This is a genomic window from Bradyrhizobium sp. (genome assembly GCF_035935975.1).
Lineage (GTDB): Bacteria > Pseudomonadota > Alphaproteobacteria > Rhizobiales > Xanthobacteraceae > Bradyrhizobium.
The window spans coordinates 25280-38941 of record NZ_DASYWN010000004.1 but is presented as its reverse complement, the minus strand read 5'-3'; the positions used below and the strand labels follow the sequence as shown (position 1 = coordinate 38941).

Annotated in this window: 12 protein-coding genes; 9 read left to right on the top strand and 3 right to left on the bottom strand. The window is 65.3% G+C overall.

The annotated features are described in order from the left end of the window. Positions 1 to 186 precede the first annotated feature (186 nt). The 3 genes from VGR99_RS00660 to VGR99_RS00650 all read left to right on the top strand — a co-directional run bounded on the left by VGR99_RS00660 (position 187) and on the right by VGR99_RS00650 (position 2145). Positions 187 to 951 (top strand): alpha/beta fold hydrolase, encoded by a 765-nt coding sequence (locus VGR99_RS00660; protein ID WP_326896366.1) that lies wholly within the window; start codon positions 187 to 189, stop codon positions 949 to 951. Positions 952 to 975: 24 nt separating this feature from the next. Further along, a complete protein-coding gene (locus VGR99_RS00655; RefSeq protein ID WP_326896365.1) occupies positions 976 to 1311 on the top strand; it encodes a hypothetical protein in 336 nt (111 codons plus the stop codon). A gap of 162 nt (positions 1312 to 1473) precedes the next feature. After that, entirely contained in the window at positions 1474 to 2145 is a 672-nt protein-coding gene (locus VGR99_RS00650; RefSeq protein WP_326896364.1) for a dienelactone hydrolase family protein, read from the top strand. A gap of 136 nt (positions 2146 to 2281) precedes the next feature. Here VGR99_RS00650 and VGR99_RS00645 read toward each other — a convergent pair whose 3' ends face one another. The 3 genes from VGR99_RS00645 to VGR99_RS00635 all read right to left on the bottom strand — a co-directional run bounded on the left by VGR99_RS00645 (position 2282) and on the right by VGR99_RS00635 (position 4344). Next, positions 2282 to 3028: a polysaccharide biosynthesis/export family protein gene (locus VGR99_RS00645; RefSeq protein WP_326896363.1), complete on the bottom strand. Its 747-nt coding sequence runs from the start codon at positions 3026 to 3028 to the stop codon at positions 2282 to 2284. 201 nt (positions 3029 to 3229) lie between these two features. Then, positions 3230 to 3886 carry a peptide-methionine (S)-S-oxide reductase MsrA gene (gene msrA, locus VGR99_RS00640; RefSeq protein ID WP_326896362.1) on the bottom strand — a complete coding sequence of 219 codons (657 nt, stop codon included), beginning with the start codon at positions 3884 to 3886 and terminating at the stop codon, positions 3230 to 3232. A 140-nt stretch (positions 3887 to 4026) separates the two neighbouring features. Beyond that, on the bottom strand, positions 4027 to 4344 hold the full coding sequence (locus VGR99_RS00635) for a hypothetical protein (RefSeq protein ID WP_091898220.1): 318 nt from the start codon (positions 4342 to 4344) through the stop codon (positions 4027 to 4029). A gap of 362 nt (positions 4345 to 4706) precedes the next feature. Here VGR99_RS00635 and rpsT point away from each other — a divergent pair, with 362 nt between their 5' ends. From rpsT to VGR99_RS00605, 6 genes are all read left to right on the top strand, one after another. Then, on the top strand, positions 4707 to 4973 hold the full coding sequence (rpsT, locus tag VGR99_RS00630; RefSeq protein ID WP_326896361.1) for a 30S ribosomal protein S20: 267 nt from the start codon (positions 4707 to 4709) through the stop codon (positions 4971 to 4973). 1261 nt (positions 4974 to 6234) lie between these two features. Then, positions 6235 to 7647 carry a chromosomal replication initiator protein DnaA gene (dnaA, locus tag VGR99_RS00625; protein ID WP_326896360.1) on the top strand — a complete coding sequence of 471 codons (1413 nt, stop codon included), beginning with the start codon at positions 6235 to 6237 and terminating at the stop codon, positions 7645 to 7647. A 298-nt stretch (positions 7648 to 7945) separates the two neighbouring features. Next, positions 7946 to 9064, top strand: coding sequence for a DNA polymerase III subunit beta (gene dnaN, locus VGR99_RS00620; protein ID WP_326896359.1), 1119 nt, complete (start codon positions 7946 to 7948; stop codon positions 9062 to 9064). 125 nt (positions 9065 to 9189) lie between these two features. Continuing rightward, on the top strand, positions 9190 to 10326 hold the full coding sequence (gene recF, locus VGR99_RS00615) for a DNA replication/repair protein RecF (protein ID WP_326896358.1): 1137 nt from the start codon (positions 9190 to 9192) through the stop codon (positions 10324 to 10326). Positions 10327 to 10443: 117 nt separating this feature from the next. Further along, positions 10444 to 11187, top strand: a complete 744-nt coding sequence (locus tag VGR99_RS00610; RefSeq protein WP_326896357.1) for a hypothetical protein — start codon at positions 10444 to 10446, stop codon at positions 11185 to 11187. Between the two features lie 118 nt (positions 11188 to 11305). Then, positions 11306 to 13474 carry a hypothetical protein gene (locus VGR99_RS00605; RefSeq protein ID WP_326896356.1) on the top strand — a complete coding sequence of 723 codons (2169 nt, stop codon included), beginning with the start codon at positions 11306 to 11308 and terminating at the stop codon, positions 13472 to 13474. Positions 13475 to 13662 lie beyond the last annotated feature (188 nt).

Sequence of the window (13662 nt, the reverse complement as noted above, 5' to 3'; positions counted from 1 at the left end):
ACGGGCTATTACGGCAAGCCGGGCCCCATCGTCATGCTTCAGGGCTGGCTCGAGTTCCAAGCCATGAAGCGCGGCGCCAATCTGTTGATGCGCCAGTCGCAGATGGGCCAAACCGATGTGTGAATCGGATAGCCCGCAAGGAGAGAGGGGCACCGTCGTTGCGGTGAAAAAGAAAGGGCGGGAGACATGCCGAAGATCAACAGGGACGGCGTCGGGATCTATTACGAAGTTCACGGCGACGGTCCGCCGCTGTTGCTCACGCACGGCTATTCCTCGACCTCCGCGATGTGGCATGGCCAGGTCGACGCGCTTTCCAGGGACCACAAGCTGATCCTGTGGGACATGCGCGGCCACGGCCAGTCTGACTATCCTGACGATCCCAAGGCCTACAGCGAAGAACTCACCGTCGGCGACATCGCGGCGATCCTGGATGCGGTCGGGGCTGGGCGCGCCGTCATCGGCGGGCTCTCGCTCGGCGGCTACATGTCGCTCGCCTTCTATCGCGCGCATCCCGAACGCGCCCGCGCGCTGCTGATCATCGACACCGGCCCGGGCTTCAAGAAGGACGACGCGCGCGAGGCCTGGAATGCGCGTGCGCTCGGCACCGCCGACAAGCTCGACCGCGAAGGTCTCGCCATGCTGAAATCGGCAACGCGCGAGCGCGCCACCGCCAGCCATCGCAACGCCAAGGGGCTGGCGCTGGCCGCGCGGGGCATGCTGACCCAGCGCGATGCGCGCGTGATCGAGCTATTGCCCGACATCAAGGTGCCCAGCCTGATCGTGGTCGGCGCCGACGACACGCCGTTCCTCGCCGCGTCCGACTACATGGCGGCAAAGATCCCCGGCGCACAAAAGGTCGTGATCCCCGCGGCCGGACACGCCGTCAACATCGACCAGCCCAAGGCTTTTGTTGACGCGGTGGTGCCTTTCCTGAAGAACTTGCCGGCATAATAGGATCGGACAGGAACACAGGCCATGAAGCGGGCGATGTTGGCTGCGGGTGCGGTGTTGCTATCGGTTTCTGCGCAAGCCGAGCCGTTCAGCGGGATGCCGCCGCGCCAGCCTTTCGTCACGACCTTGTCGAACAACACCCCGCTCGCTTTCGGCATGGACGCCGGGCAGACCGCGCGCGCCCTCGGGCAGCCGCTGCAATATGTGCGGGGACGTCCCGGCAACGAGATCTATCTCGCGCTTCGCAACCTCGGCGGCAGCGGACTGATCCCCTCCCGCCACCGCCTGTTCCTGCAATTCCGCCACGGCCGGCTGGCGGGATGGAAGGAAGACTACGGCGAGAACTGGATGTGGGAGTGAGGTGCTTCTCCTCATGGTGAGGAGCGGCGAAGCCGCGTCTCGAACCATGCAGGCCCCCGCTGCTGCTCCTCGGCCTTCATCCTTCGAGACGCGCTGACGCGCTCCTCAGGATGAGGGGAGAGAGCTGAAATTTCGGAACGACAACCAAGAAGGACAACCCGCGTGGGACAAGACATCAAACTGACGGCTTCCGACAATTTCCAGCTCGGCGCCTATCGCGCTGATCCCGCGGGCAGCCCGAAGGGCGCGGTGGTGGTCATCCAGGAGATCTTTGGGGTCAATCACCACATCCGCTCGGTCTGCGACCGCCTCGCCAGGGAAGGCTATGTCGCGATCGCGCCGTCGATCTTCGACCGCACCACGCCGAACTTCCAGTCGGGCTACACGCCCGACGAGATCGCCGAAGCCCGCAAATTCGTCGCCAGTCCCGATTGGGAGGCGATGCTGCGCGACACCCAGGCCGCAATCGATGCGGTGAAAAGCGTCGGCCCGGTCGGCATCATCGGCTTCTGCCTCGGTGGCAGCATCGCCTTCGTCGCGGCGACGCGATTGAACGGCCTGAAGGCTGCGGTCGGCTATTACGGTGGCGCCGTCGTGCGCTTCGCCGACGAGAAGCCGAAAGTGCCGACGCAGCTTCACTTCGGCGAGAAGGACCAGGGCATTCCCCTGACCGACGTCGAGACCGTCAAGGCGAAGCGGCCTGATGTCGAGGTCTTCATCTATCCCGGCGCCCAGCACGGCTTTCATTGCGACGAGCGGCCGAGCTACGACAAGGCGAGCTCGGATATCGCCTGGCCGCGCAGCCTGGAGTTCTTCGCGAAGCATTTGAGATAAGGCCCGACTCTCTCCTCCGTCATTCCGGGGCGACGCGTCAGCGTCGAACCCGGAATCCATATCTCCACCGTCACTGACGCACGATGGATTCCGGGCCCGCGCTACGCGCGTCCCGGAATGACGAGGAGAGAGTGTCTTAAAACCAGCGCTCGCCGACGAACACGGTGTCGCCGGGCGCAAGCGGCGTGCCGAGCGGAACGACGGCGCGCATGGAGCCGCCGGCTTCGGTGTGCGTGACTGTGACGACGTCGCGCTTGGCGCGGGGCGAGAAGCCGCCGGCGATGGCGACCGCGCTCTCGACGGTCATGTTCGGCACGTAGGGATATTGGCCGGGCGCGGAGACTTCGCCGAGAATGAAGAACGGACGATAGGTGTCGATCTCGACGGCGACCGACGGCTCGCGGATGTAGCCGTTGCGCAGGCGCCCGGCGATTTCGCCGGCAAGGCCCGCGGTGGTGCGGCCGCGTGCCGGCACCGCGCCGATCAGCGGCATGGTGATGGAGCCGCCGGCGTCGATGGCGTAGCTGTTGGTGAGACCTTCCTGGCCGTAGACCACGACGCGCAGCTTGTCGCCGGCGTCGAGATGGTAGGAGGCGTCGTAGCGCGCGGGTGCGACCATCGGCGCGGGGTAACCGACCGGCATCGGCGCGGGCGATGCGGCAAAGGAATTGCTGAGCGCGGCGATGGCGCCGCCGCCGTTGTTGGCAACGACGACCGGCGGCGCGGCGTAGGGCTGGCCGTAGGCCATGGCGTCGAGATCGGGGCGCGGCTGCACGTAGGCGACGGGGCCGGCGGTCTGCATGCAGCCGCCAAGGGGCAGCGCGGCGGACGCGGCCAATGATGCTGCCAAGATCGACCATCGAAACGCGCGTGCAACCGGCACCGGACCTGTCCCTCGAAACGAGATGGCTCCAGTGATGCACCGGTTATGGTTAATAAAGCGTTGAGTGGGACTTAGTGTAACTTAGCCCTGACTATGTGGCGCTGTCATTCCGGGGCGTCGCGATAGCGACGAACCCGGAATCCAGATGTTGTGGCGCGAGATTCGCGCTGACGCGCGCCCCGGAATGACGGCCCAATACGACTACGCGCTCACGCCGACGCCGATCGGGCAGGACACGCCGGTGCCCCCTAAGCCGCAATAGCCGGCGGGATTCTTTGCCAGATATTGCTGATGATAGTCCTCGGCGAAATAGAACGCGCCGGCGGGTGCGATCTCGGTGGTGATGGCACCGAGGCCCTTTGCGGCAAGCGCCTTCTGATAGAGCGCCCTGGACTCGTCGGCGGCTTTCTTCTGCGCATCCGAGTAAGTGTAGATCGCGCTTCGGTACTGCGTGCCGACGTCGTTGCCCTGGCGCATGCCCTGCGTCGGGTTGTGGTTCTCCCAGAACGTCTTGAGCAGACGCTCGTAGGAGATCTTCTTCGGGTCGTACACGACCAGCACCACTTCGGTGTGGGCGGTGCGGCCCGAGCAGACTTCTTCATAGGTCGGGTTCGGCGTGTGGCCGCCCGCATAGCCGACGGCAGTCGTGACGATGCCGTCGCCGAGTTCCCAGAACTTGCGTTCGGCGCCCCAGAAGCAGCCGAGTCCGAACACCGCCTGCTCGAGGCCGTCGGCATAAGGCGGCTGCAGCTTGCTGCCGTTGACGAAATGGATGGTCGCGGTCGGGATGGCTTGCGCACGGCCGGGCAGCGCCTCAGTTGCGCTCGGCAATGCGGTGGTCTTGCGCATGAACAACATGATGTGTCTCCGCAACGCGCTGACGTCGCCTGGGCCAGATGCCCAGGCGGCGTGCTCGCGATCAGGTGGGAATATAGGGATCTACGTCAGCGAGGGCAGCCTTGTTACGCCGCACTGTTACGCCGCACGCCTCGCAGCGCTCAGTCTCGCGAGTAGCCGATCAGGGGTTTCCGCGGCCGGAACAGGATCATCAGCAGGATGCCCAAAATGCCGAGGACGGCGAACACCGGCTGGTCCAGCACGAGGCGGATCACCGAGGTCCAGAGCCAGGGCGCCTTGGCCTCGACCCAGGTCCGGAACGCGGTCTGGCTGGCCTGGTTGATATCGTTCCAGAACTGGCCAAACCGGGTGAATTTGAGGGTCTGGTCGGCGACCCAGCGGGCGCCGTCATAGACCATGAAGATGAACCCGCCGGCCAGCAGCAACAGCCCAATCAATCGGAAAAAGCCGCGGATCATGCCCCACCTACTCGGGTCGTCCGATCGGACGACGTCAGAAAACGCCGCCAGCCAATAGCCGCAAGGCGACAGAAATTCAACCTCTTCAGGGCGTTACGGCACCCGTCCAGCCCGCCAAAGGCCGGTTTTCCAGCCCGGAAAGCGTTGACGGTGCCGCAGACCCTCTCTATAAGGGCGCCAACTGGCGGCGGGCGCAATCCTGCCGCCGCTGTTCTTTGAGCAGTTGCAGGCCGTTTCAGGCCTCATGTTCCGGGGACAGCCTAGCAACCGAACACCCTAAATCCGAGCGTCGATTCCGCGGTCAAGCAAGCCGGCGCTACCCGACCAAGACGCGACCGGTACCCGCAAAGGATATTGAGACCATGGCCAATACCACTTCCGCCAAGAAAGCGACGCGCAAGATCGCCCGCCGCACTGCCGTCAACAAGTCGCGCCGCACCCAGATGCGTGGCGCCGTACGCACCGTCGAGGAAGCCATCGCGACCGGCGACCGCACCGCCGCCGTCAAGGCGCTGGCGAATGCCGAGCCCGCGCTGATGCGCGCCGCCCAGCGCAACATCATTCACAAGAACAACGCCAGCCGCAAAGTCTCGCGCCTCACCGCGCAGATCGCCAAGCTCGCCAAGTAAGCTTTGCAAAGTAAGGTCGCGAAACAATCTCGCGACGTCATCTGATCGGTTGATCAGATCAGCACGTCAAACAGCCCGGCATCGCGCCGGGCTTTTTTGTTGGCTGTCATATTCACGGAAGCAGTCACGCGACGTCCATTCTTCAATTGGAATATCTGCATCGTCCGCACTATGATGCGTTCCGTAATTTTACTGCGCGTGTTTTTGCAACAGCGGAAACTTTCACTGCGCTGCGAAAAACCCCTGCGGCACGGGCTCAAGTTGAATTTGTGCGGGCGCGAGTTCTGCACACCGTAGTTTCACCGGCGGTGGAGTTACCCTCAGAAACGAGACTCAAAAAACGATGTCTCGCTAATCACTTATCGACATAGCGACCACAACCATTTGGAAAATTCGCCCGCACGTCTCTCGCGTGACGATTTTGTAAAAATTTTTTGGCGGTGGCGGAGAATTGTCACATGAGGCGTCGCGTTTTCGAATCTGTGCACGAATCCATAAACTTGCTTCGGAGCCTGTGAACAACTCGCGCGCGGCGTTAACCGAGGTCAAGTTTTTAGATGCCTCGAGTGTGAATCAATTTCGTTGCGAGTCTTTCCGCTTAGTGTATTCCTTAAGACGTCAGCGGCGCCCACGATCTTGAGACCAGCGCGGTATCGGAAACGGGGCGAGCGTGCAAATCGGCGGCGATGTGCACGTTGGCGACGCATCAACAAGCGATAGTCGATTCAAGACCCATAGCAATATGGGAACGGTAGTTCTTTGCCTGAATGTCTCCAAGCGGGATCTCATCCATTCCGCTCGCGCCAAGCGCAAACGAGAGACGTCGTGAAGCTACCCGACGCGCATGTAGGCGAAGCCGAGCGGACGACTTGGAATACGGGCAGGCATTCGCGACACGAGTTCGCCGCGGCTGTCTTAGGAACACGCAGGACCTTGCCGTGAGCAATCACGGCAGGACGGGGAGGTACCATGGCTTACGGACTCAACGCGGTATTGAAACAGGTCTCTTACTCCAACGATGCCGGTTTAGCTCAGTCCGACCTCCAGCCTCCCGCGTGTGACGGAGCGCCGAGTACGCGCTGACCTCGCGACCCCCTCATCTCTGACATCGCTGATCTGACCCGCGGCGTTCGCGCCGAACGGTCGGGCTATGTCTGCAGATGAGATCGCTTGAGGTCGCGCCATGCCAGACCCCCTGCTGGCAGGAACTCTGCATGGCGCTCACCACGCAACTAAATCTCTCAAGAGAAGTTTTTTGACGATGAACACATCGGAACAGGATCGCTGGTCACGCGTGAAGGGTCGGCTGCGCTCGAGCGTTGGCGAAGACGTCTATACGAGCTGGTTTGCCCGCATGGATCTGGAAGGCGTGCAGGATGAGAGCGTGCGGCTCTCGGTTCCCACGCGCTTCCTGAAGAGCTGGATCCAGGCCCATTATGCCGAGCGCGTGCTGTCGTGCTGGCAGGCCGAGATGCCCGAAGTGCATCGCATCGATCTCACCGTCCGCTCCGCGGTGCGCCCGGTGGTGCAGCCGAAGGAAGCACCCGCCCCGGTCGAAGCCCGCCGCGCGCCTGCGGCGGAATTGCGCTCGACCGCGACCGCGCCGGTCTCGGCCAACCATGACGCGCTCGGCGGCTCGCCGCTCGATCCGCGCCTGACCTTCGCAAGCTTCGTCGTCGGCCGCTCCAACACGCTGGCCCATGCCGCCGCGCGCCAGGTTGCCGAAGGACGCCGCGGCGACCCCGTGATGTTCAACCCGCTCTACATCCATGCCGGCGTCGGCCTCGGCAAGACGCATCTGCTGCAGGCCGTGACCTGGGCCGGCAATTCCGGCAACGAGCGCAAGGTGCTGTATCTCACCGCCGAGAAGTTCATGTACGGCTTCGTCGCCGCGCTGAAGACGCAGACGGCGCTGGCCTTCAAGGAGGCGCTGCGCGGCATCGACGTGCTCGTCATCGACGATCTGCAATTCCTGCAGGGCAAGTCGACGCAGGCCGAGTTCTGTCACACGCTGAACGCGCTGATCGACGCCGGCCGCCAGGTCGTGATCGCGGCCGATCGTCCGCCGGCCGATCTGGAAAGCCTCGACGACCGCGTGCGGTCGCGGCTCGCCGGCGGCCTCGTGGTCGAGATGGGCTCGCTCGGCGAAGAGCTGCGGCTCGGCATTCTCAAGTCGCGCGTCGCCGCGGCCCGCACCCATCATGCCACCTTCGACGTGCCGGAGGAGGTGCTGAACTATCTGTCGCGCACCATCACCCATAACGGCCGCGACCTCGAAGGCGCGATCAACCGGCTGCTGGCGCACTCCAAGCTGAACAACCAGCCGGTGACGCTGGAGATGGCCGAGCGCGAGGTGCGCGACCTGGTCCGGCCGCAGGAGCCGAAGCGGATCAAGATCGAGGACATCCAGCGCGTGGTGGCGCGGCAGTATAATGTCAGCCGCTCCGACCTCTTGTCCTCGCGCAGGACCGCCAACGTGGTCCGTCCGCGCCAGGTGGCGATGTATCTCGCCAAGACGCTGACCCTGCGCTCGCTGCCCGAGATCGGCCGCCGCTTCGGCGGGCGCGACCACACCACGGTGCTGCACGCCGTGCGCAAGATCGAGGCGCTGGTCTCCAAGGACAATGCGCTGTCGGAGGAAGTGGAATCGCTGAAGCGCCAGCTTCAGGAATAAACGCCTAGGCCTCCTGCCATTCTCCCGCCGCCCCGGCCAGGCCTGGGCGGCGGCTTTCGTTTGGCTGGGCTGTGACCTCCGCCTGCGCCGGCGGCGGCGCTCGTTTTTGCCTGTAAATCGTGGGGAACCACCCCGCAATCCCTTGAAACGGATGGCTTTCCGCGCCACCTTGCGCGACCCTGACGGCTTTGGTCATATCGGCTGGATGATCCGGCCTGTCGGGTCATACGTGCCGCGGCGCTGTTCGGCTGCCCGGCTTTTCCAACTGAGTTTTCTTGGGGATCGGGCGGGTAGTGCAATGAAGGTTACGGTCGAACGCGCGCAACTCCTGAAATCACTGGGCCATGTCCACCGCGTGGTCGAGCGCCGCAACACGATTCCGATCCTCGGCAACGTGCTGGTCCGGGCCGAGAACACCAAACTCTCGCTGAAGGCGACCGACCTCGACCTCGAGGTGACCGAGACACTGCCGGCGGAAACCGCCACCGCGGGATCCACCACCGTGCCGGCCCACATGTTCTATGACATCGTGCGCAAGCTGCCTGATGGCTCGCAGATCGTGCTGGAAGCCGACGGCGACCGCGCCGTGCTGGCGATCCGCGCCGGCCGCTCGCGCTTCACGCTGCAGACCCTGCCGGAGAATGACTTCCCGGATCTCGCCGCCGGCGACATGTCGCACTCGTTCTCGCTCGCCGCCAAGGACGTCAAGCGGCTGATCGACCGCACCCAGTTCGCGATCTCCACCGAGGAGACGCGCTATTACCTCAACGGCATCTATCTGCATGCCGCAGGCTCCGCCAAGGCCGCAACGCTGCGCGGCGTCGCCACCGACGGCCATCGCCTCGCCCAGCTTGACCTGGTCCAGCCCAAGGGCGCCGAGGGCATGCCCGGCGTCATCGTGCCGCGCAAGACGGTCGGCGAGGTGCAGCGCCTGATCGAGGACACCGAAGCCGAGATGACGATCGAGCTGTCGCAGGCCAAGATCCGCTTCACGATCGGCAATGTCGTGCTGACCTCGAAGCTGATCGACGGCACCTTCCCCGACTACGGCCGCGTCATCCCGCAAGGGAACGACAAGGAGCTCATCGTCGACAAGAAGGATTTCGAGAACGCGGTCGACCGCGTTTCGACCATCTCCAGCGAGCGCGGCCGCGCAGTCAAACTGTCGCTGTCGGCGGGCAAGCTGGTGCTGTCGGTGACCAACCCGGATTCCGGCAGCGCGACCGAAGAGCTCGAGGTCGAATACGCCTCCGACGCCCTCGATATCGGCTTCAACTCCCGCTATTTGCTCGACATCGCCGCCCAGATCGAAGGCGACGTCGCAACGCTGCGCCTCGCCGACCCCGGCTCGCCCACCCTGGTCCAGGACCGCGACGACAAGAGCGCGCTCTACGTGCTGATGCCGATGCGGGTGTGAGACTTACCGGCGTCCATACCTATCACTACATTCGTCATGGCCGGGCATGTCCCGGCCATCTACGTCTTCGGAGCCAAGAACGTGGATGCCCGGCACAAGGCCGGGCATGACGGAAAACGGATCACATGACCCCCTCCCGCATTCATCGCCTGACGCTGACGCATTTTCGGAATTATCGGGCGGCGGGGCTCGAGACGGCGGCTGACATGGTGGCACTGGTCGGGCCGAACGGGGCGGGCAAGACCAATTGCATCGAGGCGATCTCGTTCCTGTCGCCGGGCCGCGGCCTCCGGCGCGCCACGCTGGAGGACGTCGCCGACAACCAGGGCGACGGCTCCTGGGCGGTGTCGGCGCAGGTCGAGGGCGCGCTGGGGCTTGCGACGCTCGGCACCGGCATCGAGCCGCCGCGCGCCGACGCCGCGGTGAGCCGGCGCTGCCGCATCGACCGCGAACCGGTGGGTTCGGCCACGGCCTTCGGCGACCATATCCGCATGGTGTGGCTGACGCCGGCGATGGACGGGCTGTTCATGGGCGCTGGCTCGGAACGGCGGCGCTTCTTCGACCGCCTGGTGCTCGCGATCGACAACGAGCATTCCAGCCGCATCAACGCACTGGAGCGTTCGCTGCGTTCGCGCAACCGCCTGCTCGAGACGCGCAATTACGACGACCATTGGTGTGACGCGATCGAGCGCGAGACCGCCGAGCTCGCGGTCGCGGTCGCCGCAACGCGTGGCCAGACCGCGGCGCGCCTGACCGGCATGCTGAACGCACGCGCACAGGCTTCCGCATTTCCGTCCGCGCAGATCGCGCTCGACGGCTGGATGGAGAACGCGCTGCTGACGGAGACCGCGACATCGGTCGAGGACCGCTACCGCCAGATCCTGCGCGACAACCGCCCGCGCGATGCCATCGCCGGCCGCACCACCGACGGCCCGCATCTCACCGATCTCCAGGTGATCTACGCGCCGAAAAGCATGCCCGCGCGCGATGCGTCCACCGGCGAGCAGAAGGCGCTGCTGATCGGTCTCGTGCTGGCGCATGCGACGCTGGTCGCCGAGATGACCGGCATCGTGCCGCTGCTGCTGCTCGACGAGGTCGTCGCCCATCTCGACCCGAACCGCCGCGCGGCGCTGTTCGACGAGCTGCGCAAGCTCGGCGCGCAGGTGTGGCTGACCGGCGCGGACCCGGCCGCGTTCGCCGACATTGGCGCAGGCGGCGAGGTGTTTGACGTCGAGAGCGGACGGGTTTCGGCCCGCCGGTAAGCGCAGCCTTGAACCGGCCCCTTTCCCGCCGCGACTAGTTGCCAGAGGCCGCGCCGACGGTGTCGCAGCCGTCACCGATCGCGCGATGACACGTGCGCGACATTCCTGGAGAGTGAGATGCGGACGGTAAGGCCCGGGGCGCAAGCCTCGGCACGATGGCGGGCGTTTGCGTGCGGCCTCGTCTTCCTCGCGAGCTGCATGCTCGCGGCAAGCGCCAGCGCCTGGGCGCCGCATCTGTCGACGCTGTTTTCGTCCGAGCTGATGCCGGATCCGGATTCCAAGCTGCCCGCGCCGACCCGCTTCACCTATCGCGGAATCCACACCACTGTCGTGCAGGGCGTTGAAACGCCGCTCCGCACCAGCCTGGAGGCCACGGTGCCCGCCGAGGTCGGCAACGTGCTCGCCTTCTACCGCACCCAGCTCGGCAAGCTCGGCTGGAAGGAGCAGCACGATGGCGCAATGGTCTCCGCCGATCGCGTTCAGCTCGCCTTCGTCTCCCCGATCGGACCCGGCCTGCTGTCGCTCGACCGCAAGGACAGCAGCACCTCGGTCCATCTCGTGCAGAAGAACGCATCCGTCGCGATCAACGCGAACGTCATGCCCGAGCCCGGCCAGGCGATGCTGGTGTTCTCCAATATCAGCGAGACCGAAGCCACGCTCGTGATCAACGACCGGACCCTCAAGCGCGCCGCCGGCACCCGCGCGGTGTCGCTGGATCTGAAGCCGGGCAAATATTCCTACGAGGTCAGCGTGCCGGGCCATCCAGCCACCACGCAGACCATCGACTTCGCCGCCGGCGATACCTGGGAGGTCACGGTCGGGCGCGACGGCGATGCATGGTCGCCGCTCCTGCTCTATTGAGCCTATTTGAACCTCACGGGTTGCTGCCGCGACTTCTGGTCTGAGGCCGCGCCGACGGTGTCGCAGCCTGCAATTGCGCGAGGCATCAAGACCCGCGCGACATCCAGGAGTTTTGACGATGCCGATGATCCCGCGCGGGACGCAAGTCCCGGCACGCCGGCGGCTGCTTGCCTGCGGCCTTCTGCTGATCGCGAGCGCTTCGCTGCCCGCGCGCGCCGACGATGGCATCGTCGATGTCCACGGCCTGCCGCAGCTCGAAGGCGCGGTGGAGGATACCTCGCTCGGAAAGAGCGACCGCGTCGAATATCGCATGCCGACGCCGGGGGCCGTGACAGCGCCGGCGGTGAAGAAGCTCCTGGGCGCCAACGGCTGGGTGCCCTATGTGCGGCCGCTGGAGGAGAAGAGCAACACACTGAATTTCAAGAAGGGACGGCAGGGCCTTTCGGTCTTTCTCACGCAAGCCCTCGGCCGGCCCGACCAGTCCGTGGTCCACTATTCGCACGACCGGATCTACGGGAACGTGCCGTTCCCCGACGGCGCGAGCGACATCATGTTCGATGGCACGCGGCCCTATCTCGGCTGCATTGCGGCGGGCACGCTCGATGCGACGTCGGATTTCTATGCCCGCGAGATGGCGGCGATCGGCTGGCAGAAGCTCACGCCGGAAACCGCCGCACGGTGGACCACCAGCCTGGATGAGACTGTTCCCAACGGTTTTCGTGCGTATTACGCGCACGCCGACAGCAGGGAGACCGGCTTCTACCAGCAGAAGCCGGTGATGCTGACGCTGACGCGCCGCGACGACGGCCGCACCAATGTGGACATCCGCGTCGCGCCCTTCGCCCTGCCCGGCGAGCTCAAGGCAGACAGCGATCTCGCCGGCCTGCCGCGGCCGAATCCGACCAAATCGGCCGGGGGCCTCGGCAGCGCGAGCTCCAACAAGCGCGAAATGTCGGCCGCCGTGATGGCCGAGCTGCCCGCCGTCCTCGCCTTCTATCATCGCGAGCTCGCCGCGCGCGGCTGGCAGGAAGATGGCAACGCGCCGCTCGCGCCCGGCGACGAGGTGGCGATCAAGGTTTCCACGAACGAGGAAGCCGGCGTGCTGCGGATCGGCCGCAAATACGATTTCACCATGGTCAACATGAACGTGCAGGTGAAGGAGGCCGCGCTTGCGGCCCGCGCCAAGGCGAAGAAGGAAGCCGACGAAAACTTCTTCAAGGACGCCGAAGCCGCGGCCAGGCAGGTCATCGCCGCCGACGAAGCGCGGCGCAAGGTGCAGACGAGCGCGCTGTCCGACGCCCCGCTGAATGCACTCGCCGACAGCAAGACGCCGGTGCCGCTGCCCGACAACGCCGAAGGCGTGAAGTTCGAAGGCGCCGACGGCCGGCTCGAATTCTCCTCCAATTCGAGCGTGAAGGCGCTCGGCACCTTCTATCGCGCGGCCCTGAAGAATTCGGGCTGGAAAGAACAGCCTTCCGTCATCAACCAGCCCAGCATGGCGGTGATGGAATTCTCCAGGAGCGGCAAGTCGATCTCGATGACCGTGATGCAGATGGGTCCGAAGGTGAATGTCCGCGCCACCGGCTCCGGTCTGGTCGTGGCCGCGGCGAAGCCGGCCGAGACCAAATCGGCAGACGCCAAGCCGGTGCAGGCCAAAGCGGCCGAGCCGCTCACGCCCGATCCCGATTCCGCCCTACCCGTGCCGGCGCAGCGGAGTTCGAGCGGCGTCAGCTCCACCAAATTCCCCGGCAGCGACCAGTCGTTCCGCAAGGAGCTCGAAGCCCGCATCCCCGCCGCGCTGTCGGACGTGCTCGCTTTCTATCGCAACGAGCTCACCAAGCGCGGCTGGCAGGAGAAGACCGATGGCGCGGTTGTGACGGCCGAACGGGCGGAGCTGGCGTTCACCTCACCGGACGGGCCCGCCACGCTCAAGCTCGCCCGTGCCAAGGACGAGACCACGATCAGCCTCGTGCAGCGGAATCCGCAGGCCGCGATCAAGGCCGACATCATGCCCAAGGCGGGCCAGGCAAGGGTCATGCTCGGCAATATCGGGCCGAAGGAGGCCTCGCTGACGATCAACAATCAGACCGTGAAGATCGCGGCCGGCGCCGGCGGACCGCAATCGCCGAAAGGCCCGATGCTCGACCTGCCGCCGGGCAAATACCAATACGCGCTGCGCATGCCCGGCCAGCCCGCCCGCACCGACACCCTCATTGTTGCCGCCGGCGATGCCTGGGGCCTGCTGGTAGGCCCGAGCGGCGACGTGCTGCCGCTGCAGATGTATTGAGCTGAGCGCTTCCAGTCTTTCTGCATCGTCATGGCCGGGCTTGTCCCGGCAATCAACGTCTTTCCTGCGGCACGAAGAACGTGGATGCCCGGGACAAGCCCGGGCATGACGACGACCTGTGAGTGAGGATCAAGGCTCGGAGCACGCCTCCCAAACCCGCAAAAACCACGCCTTTCGGAGCCCCAAAA

Excerpts from the sequence above, each read along its gene's own strand:
- VGR99_RS00610 (WP_326896357.1), top strand. The coding sequence starts at position 10,444 with ATGCGGACGGTAAGGCCCGGGGCGCAAGCCTCGGCACGATGGCGGGCG.
- VGR99_RS00635 (WP_091898220.1), bottom strand. The coding sequence starts at position 4,344 with ATGATCCGCGGCTTTTTCCGATTGATTGGGCTGTTGCTGCTGGCCGGC.
- dnaN (WP_326896359.1), top strand. The coding sequence starts at position 7,946 with ATGAAGGTTACGGTCGAACGCGCGCAACTCCTGAAATCACTGGGCCAT.
- VGR99_RS00660 (WP_326896366.1), top strand. The coding sequence starts at position 187 with ATGCCGAAGATCAACAGGGACGGCGTCGGGATCTATTACGAAGTTCAC.
- dnaA (WP_326896360.1), top strand. The coding sequence starts at position 6,235 with ATGAACACATCGGAACAGGATCGCTGGTCACGCGTGAAGGGTCGGCTG.
- recF (WP_326896358.1), top strand. The coding sequence starts at position 9,190 with ATGACCCCCTCCCGCATTCATCGCCTGACGCTGACGCATTTTCGGAAT.
- rpsT (WP_326896361.1), top strand. The coding sequence starts at position 4,707 with ATGGCCAATACCACTTCCGCCAAGAAAGCGACGCGCAAGATCGCCCGC.
- VGR99_RS00655 (WP_326896365.1), top strand. The coding sequence starts at position 976 with ATGAAGCGGGCGATGTTGGCTGCGGGTGCGGTGTTGCTATCGGTTTCT.
- VGR99_RS00605 (WP_326896356.1), top strand. The coding sequence starts at position 11,306 with ATGCCGATGATCCCGCGCGGGACGCAAGTCCCGGCACGCCGGCGGCTG.
- msrA (WP_326896362.1), bottom strand. The coding sequence starts at position 3,886 with ATGTTGTTCATGCGCAAGACCACCGCATTGCCGAGCGCAACTGAGGCG.